Source organism: Paraburkholderia sp. GAS199, from assembly GCF_050436585.1.
Taxonomy (GTDB): Bacteria; Pseudomonadota; Gammaproteobacteria; order Burkholderiales; family Burkholderiaceae; genus Paraburkholderia.
On sequence record NZ_JBNDMM010000004.1, the window covers coordinates 541,126 to 564,973 of the forward strand.

General features: G+C 65.5%; 19 protein-coding genes. 9 read left to right on the plus strand and 10 right to left on the minus strand.

Annotation, left to right across the window (positions count from 1 at the left end; translation table 11 throughout):
* Positions 1 to 158 precede the first annotated feature (158 nt).
* A complete protein-coding gene (locus P3T18_RS19340) occupies positions 159 to 1,454 on the minus strand; it encodes an FAD-dependent oxidoreductase (RefSeq protein WP_429301547.1) in 1,296 nt (431 codons plus the stop codon).
* Between the two features lie 323 nt (positions 1,455 to 1,777).
* Here P3T18_RS19340 and purL point away from each other — a divergent pair, with 323 nt between their 5' ends.
* Positions 1,778 to 5,872 (plus strand): phosphoribosylformylglycinamidine synthase, encoded by a 4,095-nt coding sequence (gene purL, locus P3T18_RS19345; protein ID WP_429301548.1) that lies wholly within the window; start codon positions 1,778 to 1,780, stop codon positions 5,870 to 5,872.
* 175 nt (positions 5,873 to 6,047) lie between these two features.
* Here purL and P3T18_RS19350 read toward each other — a convergent pair whose 3' ends face one another.
* The 5 genes from P3T18_RS19350 to P3T18_RS19370 all read right to left on the minus strand — a co-directional run bounded on the left by P3T18_RS19350 (position 6,048) and on the right by P3T18_RS19370 (position 9,825).
* Positions 6,048 to 6,827: a peptidylprolyl isomerase gene (locus tag P3T18_RS19350; RefSeq protein ID WP_429301549.1), complete on the minus strand. Its 780-nt coding sequence runs from the start codon at positions 6,825 to 6,827 to the stop codon at positions 6,048 to 6,050.
* 11 nt (positions 6,828 to 6,838) lie between these two features.
* On the minus strand, positions 6,839 to 7,150 hold the full coding sequence (locus P3T18_RS19355) for a BolA family protein (protein WP_408501824.1): 312 nt from the start codon (positions 7,148 to 7,150) through the stop codon (positions 6,839 to 6,841).
* A 1-nt stretch (position 7,151) separates the two neighbouring features.
* Positions 7,152 to 7,682, minus strand: a complete 531-nt coding sequence (locus P3T18_RS19360; protein WP_429301550.1) for a septation protein A — start codon at positions 7,680 to 7,682, stop codon at positions 7,152 to 7,154.
* Between the two features lie 106 nt (positions 7,683 to 7,788).
* Complete coding sequence (gene msrB, locus P3T18_RS19365; RefSeq protein ID WP_429301551.1) at positions 7,789 to 8,211, minus strand: peptide-methionine (R)-S-oxide reductase MsrB; 423 nt, start codon at positions 8,209 to 8,211, stop codon at positions 7,789 to 7,791.
* A 57-nt stretch (positions 8,212 to 8,268) separates the two neighbouring features.
* The gene (locus P3T18_RS19370; RefSeq protein ID WP_429301552.1) at positions 8,269 to 9,825 is read right to left on the minus strand and encodes a protein adenylyltransferase SelO; all 1,557 of its coding nucleotides are present in this window, start codon (positions 9,823 to 9,825) and stop codon (positions 8,269 to 8,271) included.
* Between the two features lie 132 nt (positions 9,826 to 9,957).
* On the opposite strand from P3T18_RS19370, the gene P3T18_RS19375 reads away from it, so the two are divergent.
* The 3 genes from P3T18_RS19375 to P3T18_RS19385 all read left to right on the plus strand — a co-directional run bounded on the left by P3T18_RS19375 (position 9,958) and on the right by P3T18_RS19385 (position 15,162).
* The gene (locus P3T18_RS19375) at positions 9,958 to 11,643 is read left to right on the plus strand and encodes a 3-(methylthio)propionyl-CoA ligase (protein WP_429301553.1); all 1,686 of its coding nucleotides are present in this window, start codon (positions 9,958 to 9,960) and stop codon (positions 11,641 to 11,643) included.
* 153 nt (positions 11,644 to 11,796) lie between these two features.
* The gene (locus P3T18_RS19380; RefSeq protein ID WP_429301554.1) at positions 11,797 to 13,881 is read left to right on the plus strand and encodes a 3-hydroxyacyl-CoA dehydrogenase NAD-binding domain-containing protein; all 2,085 of its coding nucleotides are present in this window, start codon (positions 11,797 to 11,799) and stop codon (positions 13,879 to 13,881) included.
* A 102-nt stretch (positions 13,882 to 13,983) separates the two neighbouring features.
* Positions 13,984 to 15,162: an acetyl-CoA C-acyltransferase gene (locus P3T18_RS19385; RefSeq protein ID WP_429301555.1), complete on the plus strand. Its 1,179-nt coding sequence runs from the start codon at positions 13,984 to 13,986 to the stop codon at positions 15,160 to 15,162.
* Between the two features lie 21 nt (positions 15,163 to 15,183).
* Here P3T18_RS19385 and P3T18_RS19390 read toward each other — a convergent pair whose 3' ends face one another.
* Positions 15,184 to 15,702, minus strand: coding sequence for an LEA type 2 family protein (locus P3T18_RS19390; protein WP_429301556.1), 519 nt, complete (start codon positions 15,700 to 15,702; stop codon positions 15,184 to 15,186).
* Positions 15,703 to 15,770: 68 nt separating this feature from the next.
* On the minus strand, positions 15,771 to 16,172 hold the full coding sequence (locus tag P3T18_RS19395; protein WP_429301557.1) for a hypothetical protein: 402 nt from the start codon (positions 16,170 to 16,172) through the stop codon (positions 15,771 to 15,773).
* A 192-nt stretch (positions 16,173 to 16,364) separates the two neighbouring features.
* Here P3T18_RS19395 and P3T18_RS19400 point away from each other — a divergent pair, with 192 nt between their 5' ends.
* The 5 genes from P3T18_RS19400 to P3T18_RS19420 all read left to right on the plus strand — a co-directional run bounded on the left by P3T18_RS19400 (position 16,365) and on the right by P3T18_RS19420 (position 21,635).
* Complete coding sequence (locus P3T18_RS19400) at positions 16,365 to 17,849, plus strand: PLP-dependent aminotransferase family protein (protein ID WP_429301558.1); 1,485 nt, start codon at positions 16,365 to 16,367, stop codon at positions 17,847 to 17,849.
* 177 nt (positions 17,850 to 18,026) lie between these two features.
* A complete protein-coding gene (locus tag P3T18_RS19405; protein WP_429301559.1) occupies positions 18,027 to 18,512 on the plus strand; it encodes a PaaI family thioesterase in 486 nt (161 codons plus the stop codon).
* 87 nt (positions 18,513 to 18,599) lie between these two features.
* The gene (locus P3T18_RS19410; protein WP_429301560.1) at positions 18,600 to 19,598 is read left to right on the plus strand and encodes an NADP-dependent oxidoreductase; all 999 of its coding nucleotides are present in this window, start codon (positions 18,600 to 18,602) and stop codon (positions 19,596 to 19,598) included.
* 82 nt (positions 19,599 to 19,680) lie between these two features.
* Positions 19,681 to 20,568, plus strand: coding sequence for an SDR family oxidoreductase (locus tag P3T18_RS19415; protein ID WP_429301561.1), 888 nt, complete (start codon positions 19,681 to 19,683; stop codon positions 20,566 to 20,568).
* A gap of 107 nt (positions 20,569 to 20,675) precedes the next feature.
* Positions 20,676 to 21,635 carry an alpha/beta hydrolase gene (locus P3T18_RS19420; RefSeq protein ID WP_429301562.1) on the plus strand — a complete coding sequence of 320 codons (960 nt, stop codon included), beginning with the start codon at positions 20,676 to 20,678 and terminating at the stop codon, positions 21,633 to 21,635.
* Between the two features lie 32 nt (positions 21,636 to 21,667).
* Here P3T18_RS19420 and P3T18_RS19425 read toward each other — a convergent pair whose 3' ends face one another.
* Positions 21,668 to 22,513, minus strand: coding sequence for an NRDE family protein (locus tag P3T18_RS19425; RefSeq protein ID WP_429301563.1), 846 nt, complete (start codon positions 22,511 to 22,513; stop codon positions 21,668 to 21,670).
* A gap of 217 nt (positions 22,514 to 22,730) precedes the next feature.
* On the minus strand, positions 22,731 to 23,804 hold the full coding sequence (locus tag P3T18_RS19430; protein WP_429301564.1) for a YgfZ/GcvT domain-containing protein: 1,074 nt from the start codon (positions 23,802 to 23,804) through the stop codon (positions 22,731 to 22,733).
* Positions 23,805 to 23,848: the final 44 nt, after the last annotated feature.

Sequence of the window (23,848 nt, forward strand, 5' to 3'; positions counted from 1 at the left end):
TTGTGGTGAATATGCCGGTGCAGGTCTGGCGCGAGTTCAGGTTGGGCGATTCACGCCACGTCCAGTTGCATCAGTCACGGTAAACGTGTCTGAGCGAGGATGCACGGGCCGCGCGCATGGCGCGCCCGGCCCGCCGTGCCTGAAGCGCTCAGAAGCGTTCAGAACCGGTCGGCGCGAAACGCGGCCAGCGTGTCCGCCGGCACATCCGGTGTGCGGCCCGACACGATTTCGGCGACCAATTTGCCCGCGCCGCATGCCACGCCCCAGCCCGCCGGACCATGACCCAGGTTCACGAAGAGCCGTGGATGCAGCGCGTTGCCGATCACGGGCAGGCCGTCCGGCGACAGCAGCTTGACGCCTTCCCAGGGCAGCGCCGCCGAAATGCGTGCGGCGCCCGGAATCCAGTCGTGGGTCGCCTGGCCGAGCAGCGCGAGGGCTTCTTTCGTCAGCGATTCGCCAAGCGGCTTGTCGATCTGGCTTGCACTTTGCAGCACGGCGCCGCCCGCGATGCGCAGGCGCTGGTTCATGCGGCTGATCGCGATCCGCTTGACCGCGTCGACAATGGCGACATGCGGCGCGCATTCCTCGTGCGCGATGGGCGCCACCAGGTTATGCAGACGCAGTGGATGCAGCGGCAGACGCAGACCCAGCCGTTCGAGCAGCGGCAGGCTGCCGTGGCCGGCCGCGACCACGACCGCGTCGCCATGAATCACATCGACTTCGCGGGAACGGGAAGCCGCGCCCGGACGCGGCGCCAGTTCCACCGAAGCGCGCTGGCCTTCGAGGCGTATGGACGAGACCTCGCAGCCGAACATGAACTGCACGCCGCCCTGGTTGTCGAGCGTCTGCTTGATGAGCTTGGCGAACAGCGGGCAATTGGCGGTGCGTTCCTGATCGAACAGGATGCCGCCGGCGAATTCCGGATCGGTCGGCACGGAGTGTTCGAAGGCCGCGCATTCGGCCGGCGTCAGCACGTGATGCGGCACTTCGTACTGACGCAGGATGTCCAGCGCCGGCTGCGTCTGTTCCCACTCGTGCGGCGAACGCACGAGGTAGAGCAGGCCGCTCGCCTGTTCGTATTCGAGCGCGAAACGCGCCTCCATGTCGGCCATCGCGTCGCGCGACAGCTCGATCAGCGGACGCAGCCGCGCGTACTGCCGCCCGAAAGCCTCGGGGTCCTGCAATTCGGTCAACTGTTTGATGAACTGGCGTGCCGGCCCATTGAAGCCGGGTTTGCTGATGACGCCGTTTTTCGCCGACTGTCGGCTCGCCATGAAGGTCGGGCCGAACCAGACGTCGAGCGGCGTGGGCAGCACGGTGCCGCCGTGGCCATAGGTTGCGCCTTGCGCGACGGTGGCGTGACGCTCGACGACGCATACCCGGTGACCGGCCGCGCGCAGTTGATAAGCGGTGGCGACGCCGACTATCCCGCCGCCAATGACGATGACATCCATGTTCTGATTCGATTTGCCGGCGGGACGCCGAGCTGCGCGTTCCCCGTCAAGCGTGGCATGCGGCGCGGTGGCCGTAACGGCCGGCCGATTCGCGCCGATCTGGTGAAAGGGCGAATGATAGCAGTCAAAGACGGCGCCCGGCCACGCAAGCGCGACCGCCGGGGCTTGCCGCGGCGCCCGGGCGAGCCGTCCGCGCAAGCCTCGCGGTCGCCCGAAAGCGCAGCGCCATGCCCGCTGGAGGCGCGTTCCCGGGTTATAATCTCGGACTTCCCTTCCGCCTCACGTCGCCTTCACGCGCGACTCATAGACGCAACGTCAAGTCCATGGCCCACTTCTCGTGTTTCCCCGGCGCTTCGGCCCTTTCCGATTTCCGTCAAACCCGCCTGCTCGACACGCTCACGCGCATCGACGCCAACATTACCGGCGTACGCGGGCAGTACCTGCACTTCGTCAACGCGCAGACTCCGCTGTCCGCGGAAGACAACGCCAAAATCGAAGCGCTGATGCATTACGGCGATCCGCTCGAAGAAACGAAAGAGCGCGGCACGGCTGAAACCTTCCTCGTGGTGCCGCGTTTCGGCACGGTGTCGCCGTGGGCCAGCAAGGCGACCGACATCGCCCATCTGTGCGGCCTCACGCAGGTGCGCCGTATCGAGCGCGGCGTCGAGTACACGGTCACGCTGAAAAGCGGCCTGCTCGGCGGCAAGAAGGCGCTCTCCGAAGAAGCGCGCGCGGCGGTCGTCGCGGCGCTGCACGACCGCATGACCGAGAGCGTGTCGCCTTCGCGCGATCACGCGCTGCATCTGTTCGACGAACTGCCGGCCAAGCCGCTGCAAACCGTCGACGTGCTGGGCAACGGCCGCGGCGCGCTGGAAACGGCGAACACGGAACTCGGCCTAGCGCTCGCGGAAGACGAAATCGAATACCTGGTGAACGCGTTCACCAAACTTGGCCGCAACCCGACCGACGTCGAACTGATGATGTTCGCGCAGGCCAACAGCGAGCACTGCCGTCACAAGATTTTCAACGCCGACTGGACCATCGACGGCGAGAAGCAGGACATCTCGCTGTTCAACATGATCCGCAACACCGAGAAGCTCAATCCGCAGGGCACGATCGTCGCGTACTCGGATAACTCGGCGATCATGGCCGGCGGCGTGGCCGAGCGCTGGTTCCCGCGTACGGCGGCCGAACTCGGCGAGCACGAACTGCCGGAACACTACCGTCGCAACGTCGAGCTCACGCACACCTTGATGAAGGTGGAAACGCACAATCACCCCACGGCCATTTCGCCGTTCCCGGGCGCCTCCACCGGCGCGGGCGGTGAAATCCGCGACGAAGGCGCAACCGGCCGCGGCGCGCGTCCGAAGGCGGGTCTGGCGGGCTTCACAGTGTCGAATCTGGAATTGCCGGACGGCGTCGAGGCATGGGAAAACGCGCGCGACGCCGCGCAACCACTTGCGCACCGCAATCCGAACGAGTCGCACGAAGCGTACGGCCGTCCCGATCGCATCGCGTCGCCGCTGCAGATCATGATCGACGGGCCGCTCGGCGGCGCCGCGTTCAACAACGAATTCGGCCGTCCGAATCTGGGCGGTTATTTCCGCGCTTACGAACAGAATGTCGCGGGTCTGGTGCGCGGCTATCACAAGCCGATCATGATCGCGGGCGGTATCGGCAACATCTCGGATCAGCACACTCACAAGCACGATCTGCCGGAAGGTTCGCTTCTGATCCAGATCGGCGGTCCCGGCATGCGCATCGGCATGGGCGGCGGTGCGGCAAGTTCCATGGCCACCGGCACGAACACCGCCGAACTCGACTTCGATTCGGTTCAGCGTGGCAATCCGGAAATCGAGCGCCGTGCGCAGGAAGTCATCAACGCGTGCTGGCAACTCGGCGAGAAGAATCCGATCCTGAGCATTCACGACGTCGGCGCGGGCGGTCTCTCGAACGCGTTCCCCGAAGTGGTGGACGGCGCGAGCAAGGGCGCGATCTTCGATCTGCGCAAGATCCAGCTCGAAGAGAGCGGTTTGTCACCGCGCGAAATCTGGTCGAACGAAGCGCAGGAGCGTTACGTGCTGGCCATCGCGCCGGCCGATCTGCCTGCCTTCGAAGCCATGTGCCAGCGCGAGCGTTGCCCGTTCGCGGTGGTCGGCACGGCCACGGCCGAGCGTCAGTTGAAGGTGCTCGATCCTGAAGCGGGCGAAGGCGTGGCTCACGAGCCGGTCGACATGCCGATGGAAGTGCTGCTCGGCAAGGCGCCGCGCATGCATCGCGATGTCACGCGCGTCGAGCAGAAGCTCGAGCCGGTGGACGTCACCAATATCTCGCTGCCGGAAGTGGCGGTGAGCGTGCTGCGTCATCCCACGGTGGCGAGCAAGTCGTTCCTCATCACCATCGGCGACCGCTCGGTGGGCGGCACCACCGCGCGTGACCAGATGGTCGGTCCGTGGCAGGTGCCGGTGGCGGACGTCGCCATCACCACGATGGACTACGCCGGTTTCCGCGGCGAGGCGATGACCATGGCCGAGCGCACGCCGCTCGCCGTGATCGACGCCCCCGCATCGGGCCGCATGGCGGTCGGCGAGGCGGTGACCAACATCGCGGCGGCGCCGATCGCGTCGCTGGACAAGCTGAAGCTGTCGGCGAACTGGATGGCCGCATGCGGCGCGCCGGGTGAAGACGCTGCCCTGTACGACACCGTCAAGGCGATCGGCATGGAACTGTGCCCGGCGCTCGGCATCAGCATTCCGGTCGGCAAGGACTCGCTGTCCATGCGTACCAAGTGGCAAGACCGCGGTGTCGCCAAGGAAGTGGTCGCGCCGGTCTCGCTCATCATTTCGGCGTTCGCGCCGGTCGAAGACGTGCGCCGTCACCTCACGCCGCAACTGCGTCGCGCAAGCGGCGCGGAAGGCGTGGGCGACTCCGTGCTAATCGCCATCGACCTCGGCCGCGGCAAGCATCGTCTGGGAGGTAGTATCCTCGCGCAGGTCACGCAACAGGTCGGCGACACGGTGCCCGACGTCGACGACGCCGAAGACCTCAAGCGCTTCTTCACCGCCATCCAGGCGCTCAACAGCGACGGCAAGCTGCTCGCTTACCACGACCGCTCCGACGGCGGCCTGTGGGCCACGGTGTGCGAAATGGCGTTCGCGGGTCACGTCGGCGTGTCGCTGAACGTCGACATGCTGGTGCTCGATCCGCATCACGAATCCGATTACGGCGACGCGAAAGACTGGGCCAAGCAGACCAGCGGCCGCCGCGAAGATCGCACCATCCGCGCGCTCTTCAACGAAGAACTGGGCGCGGTGATTCAGGTGCGCGCGGCCGAGCGCGATGTCGTACTGGCGGCGCTGCGCGAACACGGTTTGTCCACGTGCTCGCACGTGATCGGCAAGATCAACGACCGCGACACGATCGAAATCTACCGCGACGCGAAGAAGATCTACGAAGCGCCGCGCACGGAACTGCATCGCACTTGGAGCGAAGTGAGCTGGCGCATTTCGCGTCTGCGCGACAACCCGGCCTGTGCCGACGCCGAATACGACGCGCTGTCCGACGTGGCCGATCCGGGCATCTCGCCGGTCTTGAGCTTCGACCCGGCGGAAGACGTTGCCGCGCCGTTCGTCGGCAAGAGCGCGCGTCCGCGAGTGGCGATCCTGCGCGAACAGGGCGTGAATTCGCACCTCGAAACCGCTTACGCATTCGACCGCGCCGGCTTCGACGCGCACGACGTCCACATGAGCGACCTGCTGGCGGGCCGCGCCAACCTGGCGGACTTCGCCGGCGCGGTGGCTTGCGGCGGCTTCTCGTACGGCGACACGCTCGGTGCGGGCGAAGGCTGGGCGAAAGCCATCCGCTTCAATTCGCAACTCGCCGACATGTTCGCCGCGTTCTTCGGCCGCGAAGACACGTTCGCGTTGGGCATCTGCAACGGCTGCCAGATGATGAGCAGTCTCGCGTCCATGATTCCCGGCGCCGAAGCATGGCCGAAGTTCACGCGCAACAAGTCGGAGAAATTCGAGGCGCGTTTCTCGCTAGTGGAAGTGCAAAGCTCGCCGTCGATCTTCTTCGCCGGCATGGAAGGCTCGCGCATCCCGGTGGCCATTGCGCACGGCGAGGGCTTTGCCGACTTCTCGCAGCAGGGCGACGCGTCGAAGGTGGCGGTGGCAATGCGTTACGTCGATCACCGTGGTCAGGCAACCGAGCAGTATCCGTTCAACCCGAACGGATCGCCGCAGGGCATCACGTCGGTCACCACGCAAGACGGCCGCTTCACCGTGCTGATGCCGCACACCGAGCGCGTGCATCGCGCGGTGCAGATGAGCTGGCATCCGGAAGGCTGGGGCGAGGGCAGCACCGACGCAAGTCCGTGGATGCGCGTGTTCCAGAACGCGCGTCGCTGGCTGGGTTGATGGTTTGACGCGGCGGCTTGCCGCGCGATGACGCCTGCATCCTACGTGCAGTCATTCGCGCGGTAACCTGCCGAATAGCACAGCCGTTACCGCGGGCTGTTCTAACCGTTCCAACGACCACAGAAACAAAAAAACCGCCCTCGGGCGGTTTTTTTGTTTGCCGCGTAAAGAACGCTTACTGGATCTTGGCGTTCTTGCGCAGGCCTTCTTCGAAAGCTTGCAGCTTTTCCTGCTGGATCTGCTGCACGATCTGCGGACGCACCTGCTCCAGCGGCGGCGGCGTGATGTTGCGCACGTCGTCGACACGGATGATGTGCCAGCCGAATTGCGTGTGCACCGGCGTGTCGGTCATCTGGCCTTTCTGCAGATGCGTGGCGGCGTCGGCGAATTCAGGCACGTAGGCTTTCGGGTCCGACCAGTCGAGGTCGCCGCCGTTCTTGCCCGATCCCGGGTCTTTCGAGAACTGCTTGGCGAGGTCTTCGAAGCTCGCGCCGGCCTTGATCTTCGCGATCAGATCTTTCGCCTGCTGTTCGTTGTCGACGAGGATGTGGTGCAGGTGATATTCCTTGCCGCCCGCGTCCTTGATCAGCGCGTTGTAGCGCGCGGTGACTTCGGCGTCCGTCGGGGCGTTGTTCTTCACGAAGTCTTCGATCAGCGCGCGCAGCACGACGGTTTGTTGGGCGACGGCGACTTGCGCCTTGACGTCCGGGCGAGTCGGCAGACCGCGGCGCATCGCTTCCTGCATCAGGATTTCGCGATTCACGAGTTCTTCACGCACTGCCATTTGCAGTTGCGGCGTGTTCTGCTGGCCTTGATGAACCAGTTGATCGACCAGCGCGTCTGCGCGCGCTTTCGGAATCGGCGTGCCGTTCACGACGGCGATGTTCTGTGCGAATGCAGGAGCGGCCGCAAACGCAGCCAGCAATACCCAGAGGCGGGTTTTCTTCAAGGTCATCGAAAGGTTTCCTAGCGGGGCAACAAAGCGAATTCTTCGGGCGTATACGCCGTGATGGCAAGGGCGTGAATGCCGCGCTGCATGGCATCGGCCAGCGCATCATACACCATGCGATGCCGCGCCACGCGGGCCTTGCCGGCGAATGCGGCAGCGACAATCGTGACACTGAAATGACCGCCGGCGGAGGCGCCGGCGTGGCCTGCGTGCTGCGCGCTGTCGTCCGTGATCTGGATCGACGCGACCGGCGCGAGTGCTGCGGTGAGGCGCGCTTCGATCAGCGCGGCGCGCTCCGCCGTGGTGGCGTGCATGAATACGTCGCTCATCTCATTCTTCCTTCATGTACTTCGACAACCACAGACTCTGCCCGACGATGAACACGACGAGACAGCCGGTCGCGCCGAACAGCTTGAAATTGACCCACTGGTCGGTGGTGTAGTTGTAGGCCACGAACAGATTCACGAGACCCAGCAGCACGAAGAAGATCGCCCAGACGACGTTCAGCTTGCTCCAGATGGCGTGCGGCAGCGTGATCTGCTTGCCCATCATGGCTTCGATCAGGTTTTTGTTGAACGCCAGCTGCGAGACGATCAGCGCGACCGAAAATGCCCAGTACAGCACGGTCGGCTTCCATTTGATGAAGGTGTCGTTGTGCAGCACGAGCGTCGCGCCGCCGAACACGGTGACCACGCCGAGGCTGACCCACAGCATGGGATCGACCTTGCGATGGCGGAAGGCCACCCACGCGATCTGCACCAGCGTGGCGACGATCGCCACTGCCGTCGCCGTGAAAATGCCCCAGATCTTGAAGGCGACGAAGAACAGGATGATCGGAAACAGATCGAACAGGAATTTCATTTCTGGTCGGGAATTCGCAAAGTGAAGGGCGCCGCGAAGGCGCCCGGTGGCGTGCGTGCCGGAGAGTCGGTCGCGGCGGCTCGATGGCCGCCGGACCGGCGCTGCGTTACTTGGGCTCGAATTGTAACGCAGCCGAATTGATGCAGTACCGCAGGCCGGTGGGCGCCGGCCCGTCTTCGAAAACATGGCCCAGATGCGCGCCGCAGTTCTTGCATTGCACCTCGATGCGCAACATGCCGTGCGTGCGATCGGTTTTTTCGGCAATCACTTCGCCGTTGATCGGCTTGAAGTAGCTCGGCCAGCCGCAGCCGGCATCGAATTTGGTGTCCGATTCGAACAGCGGCGTGCCGCAGCACACGCAATCGTAAACGCCCCGGTCCCAGTGATCGTGATAACGGCCGGTGAACGGTCGCTCCGTGGCGGCGTGACGCGTCACCTGGTATTCGATGTCGGACAGCTGCTTGCGCCACTCGGCGTCGTCTTTCTGCACAGCGGGGGAGCCGGTGTTGAGATCGTCGGGCTTGTTCATGGTCGGATTCCTAAGGGGATACTGTGTCTCGGGATTGTTTGGAGAATGCGCTCGCCGTCACGAAGAGCAGCTCACTTCCAGCGAACTCGCCCAGTCCGGCGGCAAGCCCGCGTACGCCTCGTTTTCCGGCTGTTCGTCGAAGGGACGGCGCAGCACGGCGGCGAGCCGTTCCACTTCGGAGAAGTCTTTTTCTTTCGCGCGGCGGATCGCCGTTTCCGCCAGATGATTGCGAAGTACGAATTTGGGGTTCACACGGTTCATTGCAATGGCGCGCGCGGCGTCGTCGCGTGTTTCTTCGGACAGCCGCGCGCGGTAGTCGTTCACCCACGCATCGAACGCGGCGCGGTCGAGAAACAGGTCGCGCACCGGCGCGTCGCCGCTGGCGTCGTGCTTCGAAACACGGGCCAGATTGCGGAAGGTCAGGGTGAAATCCGCGCGATTGGCATGCATGACTTCGAACAAGCGGTTGACGAGCGTTTCGTCGCCCGCGCGTTCGGTGTCGAGGCCGAGTTTGGCGCGCATGCGTTTTTCGAGCGCGGGCGCGAAACGGTCCTTGAAGCCGCCGAGCACGCGTTGCGCGTCTTCGATGGATTTGTCGCCGCGCACGCTTTCCTCGTGCTTTTCGCCGATTAGCGGCAAGAGCCCTTGCGCGAGGCAGAAAAGGTTCCAGTAGGCGATCTGCGGCTGCATCTTGTAAGCGTAACGGCCCTGCGAATCCGAGTGATTGCAGATGTAGCCGGCGTCGAAGCCGTCCATGAAACCGAACGGACCGTAGTCGATGGTCAGACCGAGAATCGACATGTTGTCCGTATTCATCACGCCGTGGCAGAAACCCACGGCCTGCCATTCGACCATCAGATCGGCGCTCGACGCGACCGCCTCGCCGAGCAGCGCGAGATACGGGTCGTCGCTGTCGCGGCAATGCGGATAGAAACGGTCGATGACGTGATCGGCGAGCGAGCGCAGCGCGTCGACGCGATCGTTCGAATAGAAATGCTCGAAGTGGCCGAAGCGCACGAAGCTCGGCGCCACGCGCGTGACCACCGCGGCGGTTTCCACTTCCTCGCGCCGCACCGGCTGATCGGAACCGATCACGCACAGCGCGCGGGTGGTCGGAATGCCGAGGTGATGCATGGCTTCGGAGCACAGATATTCGCGGATCGACGAACGCAACACCGCGCGGCCGTCGCCCATGCGCGAATAGGGCGTGCGCCCGGCGCCTTTGAGCTGCAATTCCAGACGGCGGCCGTCGTGTTCGATTTCGCCGAGGCCGAGTGCGCGGCCGTCGCCGAGCTGGCCGGCCCACACGCCGAACTGGTGTCCCGAATACACGGAGGCATACGGCATGGCCGACGCCGGCCATTCGCGCGTGGCGTTGCCCGAAAACAGTTCGGCGAAGCCGGGGTCGTTCTGGATACCCGGCTCCAGACCGAGCAGCGCGGCTGTCTCCGAGGAAAAGCCGACCACGTACGGCGCGCCGAGCGGCGTGGCGGGCAGGCGCGTCAGAAACAGGTTGCCGAGCCGCGCGAACGCGTTTTCGGGCGGGCTGGCAAGCGCCTCGGAGAAGGCCGTCAAGGGCCCGGATAAGCCTGCAATGCTTGGGGAAAACGACATGTTGAGCGCCTCTGGATTAACCGATATTGTAAGTCCGCGCCCGCGGCCCTGCTGGCAGGCGGCCGGTGCGGCGCCGATTCCGGTGGCGGGTTTGACGACAACGACGCAAACAAGGCGAGGAGACCACGCTTTATGACGACGCCGCTGCTTGGCCAGATGATGGACGTGCCGCTCACCGTGTCTTCGCTGCTCGCGCATGCCGCGCGGCATTTCGGCGACACCGAGATCGTGTCGCGACGCATCGAAGGCGACGTGCATCGCTACACCTATCGCGACTGCGAAAAGCGCGCGAAACAACTGGCGCAGGCGCTGATCGCGCTCGGCGTCGAGCCCGGCGAACGGGTCGCGACGCTCGCGTGGAACGGCTATCGTCACCTGGAAGCGTATTACGGCATCACGGGTTTCGGCGCCGTGTGCCACACCATCAATCCGCGTCTCTTTCCGGATCAGATCGCCTACATCGTCAATCACGCCGACGATGCCTACGTGCTGTTCGATACGACCTTCGCGCCGCTCGTCGACGTGCTCGCGCCGCAGTGTCCGAAAGTGCGCGGCTGGATCGCGCTCGCCGACGAAGCGCATCTGCCCGCCATGCAGACACCCGCGCTCAGCTACGAAACGCTGCTCGGGGCGCAGGACGGCGAGTTCGCCTGGCCTGAACTGGACGAGCGTCAGGCTTCGTACCTCTGCTATACGTCGGGCACCACCGGCAATCCGAAAGGCGCGCTTTATTCGCATCGCTCCACCGTGCTGCATGCGTTCGGCGCGTCCTTGCCCGATGCCATGAGCCTGTCCGCGCGCGACGCCGTGCTGCCCGTCGTGCCGATGTTCCATGTGAACGCCTGGGGCATTCCGCACGCCGCGCCGCTGACCGGCGCCAAGCTGGTGTTTCCCGGCAAGGATCTGGACGGCAAGTCGCTCTACGAACTGATGGAGAACGAGCGCGTTACGTATTCGGCCGGCGTGCCCACCGTATGGCTCGGCTTACTCAACTACCTGCGCGAAGCCAAGGTGCGTTTCTCGTCGCTCAACCGGACGGTGATAGGCGGTTCGGCGTGTCCGCCTGCCATGCTGCACACCTTCGAAGACGAATACGGCGTGCAGGTGATTCACGCATGGGGCATGACCGAAATGTCGCCGCTCGGCACCTTGTCGAAACTGACGTGGGAGCAGAGTCAGCGCCCGGTCGCGGAACAGCGCAAACTGCTCGAAAAGCAGGGGCACGTGCTCTATGGCGTCGACATGAAGATCGTCGGCGAAGACGGGCGCGAACTGCCGTGGGACGGCGTGGCGTTCGGCGACCTGTACGTGCGCGGCCCGTGGGTGATCGACCGGTATTTCCGCAAGGACGATTCGCCGCTGGTGGACGGCTGGTTTCCGACCGGCGACGTCGCCACGATCGACCGCGACAGCTTCCTGCAGATTACCGACCGCTCGAAAGACGTTATCAAGTCGGGCGGCGAATGGATCAGTTCGATCGACATCGAGAACGTCGCGATCGCGCATCCGGCGGTGGCCGAAGCCGCCTGCATCGCCTGCGCGCATCCGAGGTGGACCGAGCGGCCGCTGCTGGTGGTCGTGAAGCGCGCGGGTTTCGACGTAACGCGTGAAGAACTGCTGGCGTTCTACGAGGGCAAGGTGGCGAAGTGGTGGATTCCCGACGACGTGGCTTTCGTCGACGAACTGCCGCACACGGCCACCGGCAAGCTGCAGAAACTCAAGCTGCGCGACACGTTCCGCGAGCACGTCCTGCCGTCCGCGCTGGAAGACGAAAAGAATTGCCCGCTCACGCCGCTTGCCAGGGGAAACCCCGCCTGACGATAAATTGAACGAGCGTGCTTTTTTGTGTATTCTGCCTGCTGACCCGGAATGATCGGACACGAAGCCGGTCGCGAAGTCGGACAATGAGCCGACCCGAACCACCGGACGGGCGGCGCGTCATGCGCCGCTTCATCGCATGGAGGCAGGCAGATGGCAGTGGACTACACAACCCATGACGGCGTGGCCGTCATCACGCTGAACAATCCTCCCGTGAACGGCCTCGGCCTCTCGACGCGCGCGGGCATCGTCGAGGGCGTCGAGCGCGCGCAGAACGACCCGGCGATCCGCGCGATCGTGCTGACTGGCGCGGGCAAAGCCTTCTCGGGCGGCGCCGACATCACCGAATTCAATACGCCGAAAGCCACTCAGGAACCGACGCTCGCCACGGTCATCAAGACCGTCGAGAACAGCGCGAAGCCGGTGGTCGCGGCCATTCACAGCGTCGCGATGGGCGGCGGCCTCGAACTGGCGCTCGGCGCCCACTACCGCATTGCCGCCGCCGGCGCGCAGATCGCGCTGCCCGAAGTGAAGCTCGGCATTCTGCCGGGCGCGGGCGGCACGCAGCGTCTGCCGCGCGCCATCGGCCTCGAAGCCGCGCTGAACATGATCGTCTCCGGGGCGCCCGTGATGTCCGAGAAACTCGCGGACTCGGGCCTCTTCGACGAAGTCGTGGAAGGCGATCTGGCCGCGGCGGCGCTCGCATTCGCTGTCAAAGTGGGCGCGCAGGCGGGCCCGCATCCGAAGGTGCGCGATCGCAAGATCGATCATCCGAACGCAGCCGGTTTCATCCAGTTCGCGCGCAATACCGTCACGGCAATGGCGAAGAATTTCCCGGCGCCGCTCAAGTGCATCGACGCCGTGGAAGCCGGTGTGCAGAACGGCTTCGACAAAGGTCTGGCGTTCGAGCGCGACTGTTTCGTGGCGCTGGTGCAAACGCCGGAGAGTCACGCGCTGCGTCACGCGTTCTTCGGCGAGCGCGCCGCGAGCAAGATTCCCGACGTGCCCTCCGACACACCGGTGCGCGACATCCAGCAAGTGGCCGTAATTGGCGCGGGCACGATGGGCGGCGGCATCGCTATGAACTTCGTCAACGCGGGCATCCCGGTCACGCTGCTGGAAACGAAACAGGAAGCGCTCGATCGCGGCCTCGCCACGATTCGCAAGAACTACGAAGCATCGGTGAAAAAGGGCAAGCTCAAGCCCGAGGCGCTGGAACAGCGCATGGCGCTGATCTCGCCCACGCTGTCCTACGACGACCTGAAGCGCGCCGACCTGATCGTCGAAGCAGTGTTCGAAGAACTCGGCGTGAAAGAGCAGGTGTTCAAGCGGCTCGACGAAGTGGCGAAGCCCGGCGCGATTCTCGCGTCCAACACGTCCACGCTCGACGTGGACAAGATCGCCGCTTTCACGAAGCGTCCGCAGGACGTGGTGGGCATGCACTTCTTCAGCCCCGCCAACGTGATGAAGCTGCTCGAAGTCGTGCGCGGCAAGGAGACCGCGAAAGACGTGCTCGCCACCGTCATGAAGCTCGCGAAGAAGATCAGGAAGACCGCGGTGGTGTCGGGCGTATGCGATGGATTCATCGGCAATCGCATGATCGAGCAGTACATCCGTCAGGCGCTCTTCATGCTCGAAGAAGGCGCGCTGCCGGCGCAGGTCGATCGCGCGATCGAGAAATTCGGCTTTGCGATGGGCCCGTTCCGCATGAGCGATCTGGCCGGCAACGACATCGGCTGGGCGATCCGCAAGCGCCGCTATCAGGAACAGCCGGACATGCATTACTCGAAGATCGCCGACCGCCTGTGCGAAACCGGCCGCTTCGGACAAAAAACCGGCGGCGGCTGGTACGACTACAAAGCGGGCGACCGTACCGCGTATCCGTCGAAAGTCGTCGACGACATGATCGGCGCCTATTCGAAGGACGCCAACACCGAACGGCGCAAGATCAGCGACGAGGAAATCGTCGAGCGCCTCGTGTTCGCGCTGGTGAACGAGGGTGCGAAGATTCTCGAGGAAGGCATCGCGTCGAAGGCGTCGGATATCGACATGGTCTATCTGACCGGCTACGGTTTTCCGCTCTATCGCGGCGGCCCGATGCTGTACGCGGACACGGTGGGTCTCTACAACGTGGAACGCGCGATTCGCCGTTATGCGTCGCGACCCAATGGCGACGCGTGGCATTTCGCGCCCAGCATCGTGGAACTCGCGGCCAAAGGCCGGGGCTTCAACGGCTGAATCGCCCACTCGATCGCCCGCTGAACCGGGTGAACTGACAGACGTGAGGCGCCGCCGATGGCCGGCGCGCTCACCATCGACATCTGCAAGCAGGAGACATGCATGACTGACGCCGTAATCGTATCGACTGCCCGCACGGGCCTTGCCAAATCATGGCGCGGCGGTTTCAACATGACGCACGGCGCCACGCTCGGCGGTCATGTGACACAGGCGGCCGTCGAGCGCGCGAAGCTCGATCCGGCGCGCGTCGAAGACGTAATCATGGGCTGCGCGAATCCCGAAGGCGCGACGGGCGCCAACATCGCGCGGCAGATTGCCTTGCGCGCCGGCTTGCCGGTGAGCGTGCCGGGCATGACGGTCAATCGCTTCTGCTCGTCGGGACTGCAAACCATCGCGCTCGCGGCGCAGCGCGTGATCGCGGGCGAGGGCGAGGTGTTCGTCGCGGGCGGCGTGGAGTCGATCTCGTGCGTGCAGAACGAGATGAACCGGCACATGCTGGCCGAAGGCTGGCTCAGCCAGCACAAGCCGGAGATTTACTGGTCGATGCTGCAGACCGCCGAAAACGTCGCGAAACGCTATTCGATCTCGCGCGAGCGTCAGGACGGCTACGGCGCGCGCTCGCAGCAGCGCGCGGCGGCCGCGCTCGAAGCCGGCAAGTTCAAGGACGAAATCGTCCCGATGACGGTGCTCGCCGGCGTCGCGGATAAAGCGAGCGGCCGTCTCTACACGAAAGAAGTGACCGTCAGCGGCGACGAAGGCATTCGCGCCGACACCACGCTCGAAGCGGTCTCGAAGATCCGCACGGCGCTGCCCGGCGGCGTCATCACGGCGGGCAATGCGAGCCAGTTTTCCGACGGCGCGTCGGCCTGCGTGGTGATGAACGCGAAGGTCGCGGAGCGCGAAGGCTTGCAGCCGCTCGGCATTTTCCGCGGCTTCGCGGTCGCCGGTTGCGAGCCGGACGAAATGGGCATCGGCCCGGTGTTCGCGGTGCCGAAACTGCTCAAGCAGGCCGGCCTGAAGGTGAGCGACATCGACCTGTGGGAACTGAACGAAGCCTTCGCCGTGCAGGTGCTGTATTGCGCGGACAAACTCGGCATCGACCACGACCGCCTGAACGTCAACGGCGGCGCGATCGCGGTGGGTCATCCGTATGGCGTGTCGGGCGCGCGGCTGACCGGTCACGCGCTGATCGAAGGCAAGCGGCGCGGCGCGAAGCTGGTGGTGGTGACCATGTGTATCGGCGGCGGCCAGGGCGCGGCGGGTCTGTTCGAAGTGGTGTGAGCGGAGTCTGACGCGCCCGACTCAGGGCGTCGCCATGCCCAGCGCGGGCAGGCTCAAGGTGCCCTGATTGACGAAGCGGGTGGTGCCGGTCAGGCCGCCCGCGAGTTTGCCGCGCAACTGGTACGGAATCTGACCCGACTGCGCGACATCTGCGAAGGCGAAGGCCTGGCGAACCGCGGCGAAGGCCGGCACGGTGAGCGGCACGTCGACCACGGTTTCGCCGTAACGCGGCACGGTGCCGCTCTGGTTGCTGACGCCGCTGGCAAACGGCTTGCCGTTCAGTTCGAGATCGAGTGCGATGCCGTTGAAGCTCACCTCGGATTCGTTCGGATTCTGCACGCGCAGTTTGACGTTGAAGCGCATTTCGAGCCCCTGGCCCGCGAGCGGTTCGATGCCCGCCACGTTCACGCGCAGTGGGTCGCCGCCGAAAAAGCCGGCACAGCCGCCAAGCGACAACGCAGCGAGGACGGCGAGGCAAACTGCAAGCAGCGCCGGCACGCGAGCGCCACGGCCGGAGAACAACGCGCGAAAGAAAGACATGACCGGCACCTCGCTGCAACGGGTTGGTCATGCATTGTAGCGGGCGGTTTCGTCGACGAACCGGTGTTTCAAACCGTGTGGCGCGGCCGGGTGTCGGTGCGGCGTCTGAAACGCGCGCCGAACCTGGCGGCAAGCATCTGCGCAGCGCGAGAGACGAAGCGCGGCAGGCCGCCGCTTGCGGCGGGTGCCTGCACGATGAACATGACGCCCGCCGTGGGGGTGGCGCGGATCGAGACAACGCCGCGCTGCGGCAGCACGTATCGGCAGCCTTCGTCGATCCTGTGCGACATGACAGGCGCGCTGTCGCCGAGCCAGGCCAGCGTGTGGTCGCTGAATTCGACGCGCAAATCGCCTTCTACGGCCACGATCGCGGTGTGCGCCGGCAGATCGTGCAGCGCGGTCTGACCCGCGCCGAGACGCGTTGCCGGCGCCGGGTCCATTGGACGAAGGGGAGCTTCACTGAAGGTCATGACCGGTTTTCCTCGAACGGTTTGGCATGCCATCCAGCTTATTGAGTCCGTCATCGTGAAAACAGACGCAGCACTTCATAATCTGAACCGGTACAGGGATGAGTTTGGTGTTGCTGTATCGGTTGTATTCAGGCCGATGTGTATCTGTCGTTCGCGCCGTTCTGTCTGCAAGATCGGTTCACGAACTGCCCGATGACCTGTCCGACCACCATGCCTGAGTACTCCATCGCTGATAGCCTCCCGCTGTATCGCCAGCTTGCCGACCAGTATCGTCGCGCCATCGACAACGGCGCGCTGCGTCCCGGCGACCGCATGCCGTCGATGCGTGTGTTCATGCAGCGGCATGGCGTGAGCCTGTCGACCGCCACCGGCAGTTACCGCGCGCTGGAACGCGAGGCGCTGATCGAAGCCCGGCCGCGCGCCGGATATTTCGTGCGCGCGCGGCTCGCGTCGGCGCTGCCCGCGGCGAGCGAGCCCGATCTCGCGCTGGTGCCGGGCGCCGCGCAGTTCGTCGGCATTCACTCGACAATCTCGACGATCGTGTCGAAATACCAGCGACATCCCCAAGCCCTGAATCTCGGCGGCGCGACCGCCAGTCCCGATCTCTATCCCAGCGACGCGTTGCAAAAAGCCGCCTTGCGCGCCTTGCGGCGCCGGCCGACCTTGCTGACGGCCGCCGGTCACGATCAGGGCGCCCCCGATCTGCGCGCGGTCATCGCCCGCCGCGCGCTCGACGCCGGCATTCAGATCGGCGCGGACGACGTGATCATGACGCACGGCGGCATCGAGGCCGTGAACCTCGCGCTGCGCGCCGTCACCCAGCCGGGCGACACCGTCGCCGTGGAATCGCCGTGCTTTTTCGGCTTGCTGCAGGCGCTCGAAAGTCTCGGCCTGCGCGCGCTGGAAATTCCCGCCAGTCCGACCTCGGGCATGGCGATCGAGGCGCTCGCTTTCGCGCTGCAAACGCAAACCGACATCAAGGCGGTGGTGGTCGTGCCGAATCTGCAGAATCCGCTCGGCAGCGTGATGCCCGACGCGCACAAGGCGCGTCTCGTGGCGCTGTGCTCGCAGGCCGGCATTCCGCTGATCGAAGACGATCCTTATCGCGAACTCGCCGACGCCGCGCAGCCGCCGAAGTCGCTGAAAGCCTGGGATACCGACGGCACGGTGATCCACTGCACGTCGTTCAACAAGACGCTCGCGCCCGGCATGCGGGTCGGCTGGGTCAATGGCGGGCGCTGGCATCCGCGAATCGGCATGCTGAAGTTCGCGCAGTCGCGCCACAACGAGCAGTTGTCGCAAGTCGTGCTGGCCGAATTTCTCGGCACGAACGCGCATCAACGGCATTTGCGGCGCCTGCGCGAGCAATTACGAATCCAGCGCGAACGGATGGCCGCGGCGGTCGCCGCCTCGTTTCCCGACGGCACGCGCTTCACGCCGCCGGCGGGCGGCATGTTCTTCTGGATCGAGTTGCCGCGCGAGGTGTCGTCGGACGCGTTCTTCGACGCCGCGCTCGACGACGGCATTCGCGTGATGCCGGGCACGGTGTTCTCGAACTCGGCGCGCTTCGATCATTTCATCCGACTCAGTTGTCCGAGCACCGACCTCGACCAGGCCGACGAAGCCGTGCGACGGCTGGGACGTCTCGCCGCGCGCATGGCGACGCATGCGGGCTGACCGACGCCATGCGCCTCGTGCGTGCCGGGTCCGCCGATGGCCGAACGGCATAGCGGGTATCATTTCCCGGCTTACTCGCGGCGCCGAGTGCGTACTGCCGCGCGGCGGCGCTGTTCCGCTCGTGCAGTTGCTCATCAAGCCGCTCATGTTCCCGATCACGCCATCCGACTACCGCTCATGACCGATTCGTCTTCCGCCCAGCCGGGCCACGCCACCTTGCCCGAAAGCCCGTTCGTCGACCGGCTCGGCGCGCAGTTGCTGAGCGCCGCCGACGGTGTCGCCGAACTCGTGTTGCCGCTGCAGCACGATCACATGAACACGTGGGACGTCGCCCACGGCGGCGTCACCATGACGCTCGCCGACGTCGCGCTCGCGATGGCCGCGCGCAGTCTCGCAGGCGACGGCGTCGGCGTGGTCACGGTGGAAATGAAGGTCAACTTCATGCAGCCGGGACGCGGCGAATTGCGCGCCGTCGGCCGCGTGCTGCATCGCTCGACCACCATGGCGTACTGCGAAGGCGAGATTCGCGATAGCGAAGGCCACTTCGTCGCCAAGGCGCTCGGCACCTTCAAGTACATGCGACGCCTCGCCGTGGGCCGCGACGTGACGCGTCAGCGCCTGCGCAGCGACCCGTCGGCGAAACCCGGTCCCAGCGACGGCTGACCGGCTGTACCGGCGTGCGGGCTGAGAGCCGCACGTGCTGTTAGAACTCAACGCCGAATCGATCGGCTATTCATGGAGACGTACCTCATGCCCCAGATCAATCGCCAACTCGTGCTGGCCTCGCGTCCGCAAGGCGCGGTGACGCCGGACAATTTCAGGCTCGTCGAAACGCCGTTCGCGCCGCTCGCCGAGGGCGAGATTCGCGTGCGCAATCATTTTCTGTCGCTGGATCCGTACATGCGCGGCCGCATGAACGACAGCAAATCGTACGCGGCGCCGCAGCCGCTCGATGAAGTGATGATCGGCGGCACGGTCGGCGAAGTCGTCGAATCGAAGAATCCGAAATTCGCGGCGGGCGACAAGGTCGTGGCCATGTTCGGCTGGCAGGAATATGGCATCTCGAACGGTGCGGGCGTGCAGAAGGTGGACGACACGCACGTGCCGCTGTCGGCGTATCTGGGACCGGTCGGCATGCCGGGCGTGACCGCGTGGTACGGCCTGAACCGGATCATCGCGCCGAAGGCGGGCGAGACCGTGGTGGTGAGCGCAGCGAGCGGCGCGGTGGGCAGCGTGGTCGGGCAACTGGCGAAACTGGCCGGCGCGCGCGCGGTAGGCATTGCCGGCGGCGCGGACAAATGCCGCTACGTGGTCGAGACGCTCGGCTTCGATGCCTGCGTCGACTACAAGGCGGGCAATCTGTACAAGGACCTGAAGGCCGTGACGCCGGACGGCGTGGATGGCTATTTCGAGAACGTCGGCGGCGACGTGTTCGACGTGACGCTCGCGCGCATGAACGCTTTCGGACGCATCGCGCTGTGCGGCTTCATCGCCGGTTACGATGGACAGCCTTTGCCGCTCAAGCATCCGTCGCTGATGCTCACGCAGCGTCTGCTGGTGCAGGGCTTTATCGTCAGCGAACATATGGAAGTCTGGCCCGAAGCGCTCAAGCAGCTCGGCATGCTGGTCGCACAAGGCCGGCTGCAGTATCGCGAAACCATCGCGCAAGGCCTCGACGCCGCGCCCGAAGCTTTCATGGGACTGCTCAAGGGCAAGAACTTCGGCAAGCAGCTCGTCAAACTGATCTGACGTTCGGCACGCGGGCGAGGCCGCGACACCGCGACACCGCGTCACTCGCCCGACCGATCACCACAATACAGGGAGACCCACGATGTTCCAGTTCGAAGGCAAGGTGGCGGTGATCACCGGCGCGGCCAGCGGTTTCGGCCGCGCGTTCGCGGAAAAGGGCGCGTCGCTCGGCATGAAGCTCGTGCTGGCCGACGTGAACCCGCAGGCGCTGGCGCAAACCGTCGACGCGCTCCGCTCCGGCGGCGCCGAAGCGATCGGCGTGCCGACCGACGTCGCCAGTCCCGCTCAGGTCGAAGCGCTGGCGCGCGCCGCGCTCGACGCTTTCGGCAAGGTGCATCTGCTGTTCAACAACGCGGGCGTCGGCTCGGGCGGCTTTTTGTGGGAGAGTTCGGCGAACGACTGGGCGTGGGTATTCAACGTCAACGTGATGGGCGTGGCGCATGGCGTGCGCGTGTTCACGCCGATCATGCTGCAGCAGAACGAGCCGGCGCATATCGTCAACACGGCGTCGGTGGCGGGGTTGCTGTCGCCGCCCGCGATGGGCATCTACAACGCGTCGAAGCATGCGGTGGTGTCGCTCACCGAAACGCTCCATCACGATCTGCAACTTGCCCAGGCCGGGCGCGAAGCGGGCGCCGAGGTGGGCTGCTCGCTGTTGTGTCCGGCGTTCGTGCCGACCGGGATCGCCGAGGCGGAGCGCGCGCGTCCCGACGCGTTGCGCAACGACACGCCGCCGACGCGCTCGCAGATCGCCGCCGGCAAGCAGTTGCAGCGCGCGGTGCAGTCCGGCAAGCTGACCGCCGCGGATGTCGCCGATATCGCTTTCGAAGCGATCGCCGCGCGGCGTTTCTACATCGTCACGCATCCGGGCATCATGGCGACAGTCAGATTGCGTCACGAGGACATCGAGCATCTGCGCAACCCGACCGATCCGCTTTCGCTCAAGCCGGAAGTGAAGAACGCAGGCTAGGTTCGTGGCGAGTCGCACGCTGCGGGGTTCACAACCATGCGTGCGCCTGCGCCGCGCCTGTCCGTTTCCATGTCCGCTTTGATGTCCGGTTTGTTATCCGCTATCCGATGCCTTTGAATCCGAAAGTCGCGCAGGTGCTCGACATGATCGCCCGCGCCAAGCGTCCCCAGCTTCACGAGATGTCGGCGCAACAGGCGCGCGCGTCGTACGAGAAAAGTGCGCCGATTCTGGAAATCGCGAGCGCGCCGATGTTTTCCGTGGAAGATATTCGGGTGCCGACGCGCGACGGCGCGGCGATCCGTGCGCGTCTTTATCAGCCGGTCGAGCCGGGCTGGACGGATCCTTTGCCGGCGCTCGTGTACTACCACGGCGGCGGCTTCACGGTCGGCAGCGTGGCGACGCACGATGCGCTCTGCCGCATGTTCGCGGGCGACGGTCACTGCGCGGTGCTCTCCGTCGACTACCGGCTCGCGCCGGAATTCAGGTTTCCCACCGCCGTCGACGACGCGTTCGACGCCTTGAGCTGGTTTCACACTCACGCCGCCGAATTCGGCGTGGACGCGACGCGTCTCGCGGTGGGCGGCGACAGCGCGGGCGGCACGCTGGCCACCGTTTGCGCGGTGCTCGCGCGCGACGCCGGCATCGGTCTCGCTCTGCAACTGCTGATCTATCCCGGCACGAGCGGTTATCAGCAGACCGACTCGCATTCACGACTGGCGTCGGGCTATCTGCTTTCGGGCGAGACGATTCAATGGTTTTTCGAGCAGTACGTGCGCAGCCGCGACGATCGTGACGACTGGCGCTTCGCACCGCTCGACGGCAAGCACGGTGCGCCGTCCTTTGAAGGTCTGGCACCCGCGTGGATCGCTACGGCCGAATACGATCCCTTGAGCGACGAGGGCGAGGCGTACGCGGAGAAATTGCGCGCGGCGGGCAACCGCGTCACGCTCAAGCGCTATGCCGGCATGATCCACGAGTTCTTCAAGATGGGCGGCTACGTGCCCGAGGTTGCCGAGGCGCACGCGGATGCCGCGGCTGCATTGAGTAAGGCATTCGGAACGGATTGAGCGGCGCGCTCAGTCCGTTCCGCCCAGTTTTTTCAGCCTGCTTCGCGTTCGACGTTGAAGGCGAAGCTGCGCTCGAAGTCGCCCGGACGCACGATCCGGTGCGAGCCGTTGTCGTCGCTGCGTTCGGCAACGGCCACGTTGACGACTTCGCCATGCGAGGTCACGCGCAGCGCCGTCGTGCCGCGCGTGCCGTATTCCGGCGTTTCGATGAAGGCCGCCGACAGCGCCCGTTCGCGTTCCAGCGGAATGCCGGTGGCCGGCAGTTCGTCGTCGCGGGCGAGGCGCGGGTCGCGCATCAGATCGATCAGGCGTTCGAGCGGCGGCATCGCGTCGCGCGCGAGTATCGCGGCCAGTTCCGCGCGCTTTTTCACCAGCTTAGGCCAGGCCGTGTCGAGCACGGCATTCGAGATGCCGTGCGTGCCGGGCGCAAGCAGCGCGGGCGCCCTGTCCGAGCGATTGCAATACCAGCCGAGTTCGCGGCGCGTCCAGTCGCCGACCAGCAGATTGAAGCCGTTGTAGATGTCGCCGGTTTGCGCCACGCGCTGCAGATAGGCGAGCGGCGTGTCGTTTTCGCCGCCATGGTTCCTGCTTGCGTTGCCGTTCAGCCAGTCGCCGACCAGCGTGCCGCGGGTCGGCGCGTCGGCGCGCATTTCGTGAGGCGCGCGGTAGTTGGTGAGCGCGGCAAAGCGGCCGTCGCGCGACATGCCCAGCCACGTGCCGCCGCCCACCAGATCGCGGCCCGCCAGCACGCCCGGCGCATCCTGCCACCAGCCGACCGGTTCGGCCGTGCGTCGAAAAAACTCATCGCGATTGGCAGCGAGCGTGAAAAGTGGACCATCGGCCGCGTCGGGCCGCCAGTCGAACACGATCAGGCACATCGGGTGGGTCTCCGCAGGAGAGTGGCGTGTCGCCGACGCCAGGCGGGCGTGCGGGCGAGATACGCAGGCAGGGCGCGCGGGCCGATGCGCGGGCGGTCGAGCATCCAGACGCTCGGCTTGACGCGCATTCCGGCGCTCAACTTGACGCTCAACCCGACGCGCCAGCCTGCGCGCAAATGAAAAGCGGCGCTGTTGTGCGCCGCTGCGTGCTGGACTGTCAAACTTCGGTCGGCAGGCCGTAGGGCAACGCGAGAAAGTGCAGGGCGGGACCGTCGGCGGCGCCCAGATGCACGGAGCCGTTTTCCAGTGCGGCGAGCTTGATTTCCACCAGCACGTCGATACCGCCTTCCGGCGCCGACGCCGCGTTGACCACCATGCCGCACGGCTGGCCGGGGTCGTCGGAGTGGAACAGTTCCACGCCCGGCTTCACGGTGTCCAGATCGCCCGCCACGTTGGCAAGCGAAGTGCGGCGCTTGATCGTGCCGCGATACTGGCTGCGCGCCACCACTTCCTGGCCCGGATAGCAGCCCTTGCGGAAATTGACTGCGCCGAGCACGTCGAAATTGACCATTTGCGGGACGAACTGCTCGACCACCGGCTGCGTGATACGCGGTTCGCCGGCGCGGATGTCGAGCCAGTCCCACACGGCCGGCGACACGCGTTCGAGCTTTCCGTCGAGCGCGGACAGGTGCGCTTCGACCACGGCCTTCGGTCCGATCCACAGATAACGCAGACGCTCGAGCGCGTCCGGCACGCGGATCAGCGAACCGGCGGCGCCGTCCACCTTGACGTGCACGCCGTCCGGCAAGGCGTCGAACACGCCGGACAGCGCCTTGCGCACGTCGCCCGCGAGGCCGATCACGGCGGTCTCGCCGCTGGCGTCCGCGAGTTTCGCCTTGGCGCGCAGGATGAACATGGACAGACGCTTCTGCACCGCGGCCTGCACGTCCTTCGACACCAGCAGACGGATGGTCTCGCCGCTGCGCCAGGTCAGGAACGACGCCAGCAGGCGTCCCTTGGCCGAGCAGTAGCCGGCCAGACGCGCGTTGGCGGCGTCGAGATGCTGGGTGTCGTTGGTCAGCTGGCCGTGCAGGAAACTCGCCGCGTCGTCGCCGCTTGCGTCGATCACGCCGAATTGCGTGAGCGGCATGTAGGCGCCGCGCTGGATCGCCGCGTCGAATTCACCGGCCGCGGGCAGCGGCAGCGTGGGTAACGCAGACTGCGCAGCCTGCGCGGGTTGTGCGTTGGAAACCGGGGATGTGCCTGAAGCAGTAGCGAGCGGTGTGTTCATGGATTCCGGGAACAGTCAATTCTGACTTTAGCTAAGGCAAACAA

Coding starts and splice junctions, on each gene's coding strand:
- P3T18_RS19340 (WP_429301547.1), bottom strand. CDS start 1,454: ATGGATGTCATCGTCATTGGCGGCGGGATAGTCGGCGTCGCCACCGCT.
- purL (WP_429301548.1), top strand. CDS start 1,778: ATGGCCCACTTCTCGTGTTTCCCCGGCGCTTCGGCCCTTTCCGATTTC.
- P3T18_RS19350 (WP_429301549.1), bottom strand. CDS start 6,827: ATGACCTTGAAGAAAACCCGCCTCTGGGTATTGCTGGCTGCGTTTGCG.
- P3T18_RS19355 (WP_408501824.1), bottom strand. CDS start 7,150: ATGAGCGACGTATTCATGCACGCCACCACGGCGGAGCGCGCCGCGCTG.
- P3T18_RS19360 (WP_429301550.1), bottom strand. CDS start 7,682: ATGAAATTCCTGTTCGATCTGTTTCCGATCATCCTGTTCTTCGTCGCC.
- msrB (WP_429301551.1), bottom strand. CDS start 8,211: ATGAACAAGCCCGACGATCTCAACACCGGCTCCCCCGCTGTGCAGAAA.
- P3T18_RS19370 (WP_429301552.1), bottom strand. CDS start 9,825: ATGTCGTTTTCCCCAAGCATTGCAGGCTTATCCGGGCCCTTGACGGCC.
- P3T18_RS19375 (WP_429301553.1), top strand. CDS start 9,958: ATGACGACGCCGCTGCTTGGCCAGATGATGGACGTGCCGCTCACCGTG.
- P3T18_RS19380 (WP_429301554.1), top strand. CDS start 11,797: ATGGCAGTGGACTACACAACCCATGACGGCGTGGCCGTCATCACGCTG.
- P3T18_RS19385 (WP_429301555.1), top strand. CDS start 13,984: ATGACTGACGCCGTAATCGTATCGACTGCCCGCACGGGCCTTGCCAAA.
- P3T18_RS19390 (WP_429301556.1), bottom strand. CDS start 15,702: ATGTCTTTCTTTCGCGCGTTGTTCTCCGGCCGTGGCGCTCGCGTGCCG.
- P3T18_RS19395 (WP_429301557.1), bottom strand. CDS start 16,172: ATGACCTTCAGTGAAGCTCCCCTTCGTCCAATGGACCCGGCGCCGGCA.
- P3T18_RS19400 (WP_429301558.1), top strand. CDS start 16,365: ATGACCTGTCCGACCACCATGCCTGAGTACTCCATCGCTGATAGCCTC.
- P3T18_RS19405 (WP_429301559.1), top strand. CDS start 18,027: ATGACCGATTCGTCTTCCGCCCAGCCGGGCCACGCCACCTTGCCCGAA.
- P3T18_RS19410 (WP_429301560.1), top strand. CDS start 18,600: ATGCCCCAGATCAATCGCCAACTCGTGCTGGCCTCGCGTCCGCAAGGC.
- P3T18_RS19415 (WP_429301561.1), top strand. CDS start 19,681: ATGTTCCAGTTCGAAGGCAAGGTGGCGGTGATCACCGGCGCGGCCAGC.
- P3T18_RS19420 (WP_429301562.1), top strand. CDS start 20,676: ATGCCTTTGAATCCGAAAGTCGCGCAGGTGCTCGACATGATCGCCCGC.
- P3T18_RS19425 (WP_429301563.1), bottom strand. CDS start 22,513: ATGTGCCTGATCGTGTTCGACTGGCGGCCCGACGCGGCCGATGGTCCA.
- P3T18_RS19430 (WP_429301564.1), bottom strand. CDS start 23,804: ATGAACACACCGCTCGCTACTGCTTCAGGCACATCCCCGGTTTCCAAC.